Origin of the sequence: Cellulomonas sp. B6, assembly GCF_001462455.1 — a bacterium.
Taxonomy (GTDB): domain Bacteria; phylum Actinomycetota; class Actinomycetes; order Actinomycetales; family Cellulomonadaceae; genus Cellulomonas.
The window spans coordinates 1-2,441 of the sequence record NZ_LNTD01000138.1; the positions used below are offsets into that span (position 1 = coordinate 1).

The 2,441-nt window shown below is 76.3% G+C and carries 2 protein-coding genes and 1 pseudogene; 2 read left to right on the plus strand and 1 reads right to left on the minus strand.

Annotated elements, in window-relative coordinates; all coding sequences use genetic code 11:
* Positions 1 to 229: pseudogene (locus tag ATM99_RS19370) on the plus strand (hypothetical protein); the annotation flags it as partial.
* Positions 230 to 360: 131 nt separating this feature from the next.
* On the plus strand, positions 361 to 1,215 hold the full coding sequence (locus ATM99_RS12825) for a dienelactone hydrolase family protein (protein WP_062103282.1): 855 nt from the start codon (positions 361 to 363) through the stop codon (positions 1,213 to 1,215).
* 19 nt (positions 1,216 to 1,234) lie between these two features.
* On the opposite strand, the gene ATM99_RS12830 is transcribed toward ATM99_RS12825, so the two are convergent.
* Positions 1,235 to 2,441 (minus strand): DUF418 domain-containing protein (locus ATM99_RS12830; protein WP_062103283.1); only part of this gene is annotated, 1,207 nt, incomplete at its 5' end.

Consider the following 2,441-nt stretch of genomic DNA (forward strand, 5'->3'; position numbering starts at 1 on the left):
GGAGGGGCGCGCGCGCGACGCCGTCGCGCCGCAGGGCGACGGGTTGCGCGTGCACCGTGCGCCGCGGGACGGCGACGCCGAGGTCGTCCTGCGCGCCGCGGGGGCCGGCTCGGGGCTCGTGGTGGTGACGGCCGACCGGGGCCTGCGGGCTCGGCTGCCGGGGGTCGCGGCGGTCGGGCCCGGCTGGCTGCACGCGGTGCTCGACGGCGACGTCGACCCCGGTCAGTGACAGGGTGTCCGACCTTTGTCATGGCGACGCGTGACAAGAGCATCTGTCGGCCTCTAGGGTCGTGACCAGGGGCGGGACCGCCCCTGTGGCGCGCCCGCAGAAGGCCGGGCGCCGACCGAGAGGACGATGACGTGACCGCTCGCACCGCCCGGCGTCCCCTGGCCGCCGTGATCCTGGGGCTCGCCCTCACCCTCACCGGGAGCCTGCCCGCGCAGGCCGCCGACCAGCGCGGCCCCGACCCGACCGTCCAGAGCATCGAGGCCGCGCGCGGGCCGTTCGCGACCTCGACGTCGCGCGTGTCGTCCCTCGTGTCCGGGTTCGGCGGCGGGACGATCTACTACCCGACCGACACGTCGCAGGGGCGCTTCGGGGGCGTCGTCATCGCCCCCGGGTACACCGCGGGCGAGTCGAGCATCGCGTGGCTCGGCCCGCGCCTGGCGTCGCAGGGCTTCGTGGTCTTCACGATCGACACGCTCACGCGCGTCGACCAGCCCGCGTCGCGCGGGCGCCAGCTGCTCGCCGCGGCCGACTACCTCACGCAGCGCAGCGACGTCGCCGACCGCGTCGACCCCGCCCGCCTCGCCGTCATGGGGCACTCGATGGGCGGCGGCGGGACGCTCGAGGCGGCCAAGAGCCGGCCCGGCCTCAAGGCGATCATCCCGCTGACGCCGTGGAACCTCGACAAGACGTGGCCCGAGATCACGACGCCCACGCTGATCTTCGGCGCGCAGAACGACTCGGTGGCCTCGGTGGTCACGCACGCGCGGCCGTTCTACCAGACCCTGCCGGCGACGACGCCGCGCAGCTACCTCGAGCTGCGCGGCGCGTCGCACTTCGCGCCGAACCTGTCGAACACCACGATCGCGAAGTACTCGATCGCGTGGCTCAAGCGGTTCGTCGACGACGACCAGCGCTACACGCAGTTCCTGTGCCCGGCGCCCGCCGACACGGCGCTGTCCGACGTGAGGACGAGCTGCCCGTTCTGACCGCGCCCGCCCCGGCGGGTCACGCGGCCGGCGCGGCCCGGTACACGAGGCGGCGGTACAGCGCCTCGGCCGGGCCGCGCCGGCCCGCGGCCTCCAGCGACACCGCGACGACGACGGTCACGAGCCACACGCCGACGCCCCACGCGACGACCTGGGCGCTGCCCATGCCGACGCCCAGCCCGCCTGCCCACGGCGCGAGCGGCAGCACGAACAGCACGGACTGCAGAAGGTAGCTCGTGAGCGAGCGGGTGCCGACGGCGCGCAGCGCGCGGCCCACGGGGCCCAGCGTCGCGAGCGTCAGCCCGCGCGCCGCGACGACCCACCCGACGAGCGCCGCGAACGCGACGCCACCCGCGGCGCCCGTGACCAGGTGCAGGGCGGCCGAGCCGAACACGTCGAGCACGGCCGGGTGACGCAGCCCCGCGACCGACAGCGCGAAGGGGACGGCGCCGAGCACGCTCACGGCGAGTCCGACCACGGCGGTCCGGCGCAGCAGCGGCAGGTGGTCGGCGGGCCGTTCGAGGACCTCGCGGCGCGCGGCCCACAGGCCCAGGAGCAGCAGGGGCAGCGCCATGAGGACGCCGATGGGTGCCGCGACGACGCCACCCGAGGCGCGGGTCACCAGCCCTGCCAGCACGGTCTCGTCCAGCGGCCGCACCAGGGCCGCCTGGTCGCCCATCTCGCCTGCCAGCACGATCAAGCTCTCGAGCCCTCCGTTGAGCAGGCCACCGGCGAGCAGGCTCGCCCCCGCCACGACGAGCAGCGTGCGGTCCGACGCACGCACGAGCGTCACCGCGAGCAGCCCCGCGAGCCCGTACGCGGTGAGGATGTCGCCGCCGAACAGCAGCAGCACGTGCGCAGCGCCGAAGGCCACCAGCACCCCGGCCCGGCGCAGCAGGTCGGACCGGCACGCGGGCCACGGCACCCCCGCGGCGGCGCGCCGCCGGACGACGACGCCGATGCCGTACCCGTACAGCAGCGCGAACATCGGCATCGTGCGCCGGTCGACGAACAACGACACGACCCCGTCGACGACGCGGTCGAGCGTCGAGCCGTCCAGGGGACGTGCGCCCAGCCCGATCGTCCCGCCCGCGAGGTGAGCGACCGCGTTCGCGATCGCGATGCCGAGCAGCGCGAGGCCGCGCGCGACGTCGGGCGCGACGGCGCGCGCGGCCGCGGGGACGGGGCCGACACGCGCGGGCGGCGCCGCGTCCGGGGCGGCAGCC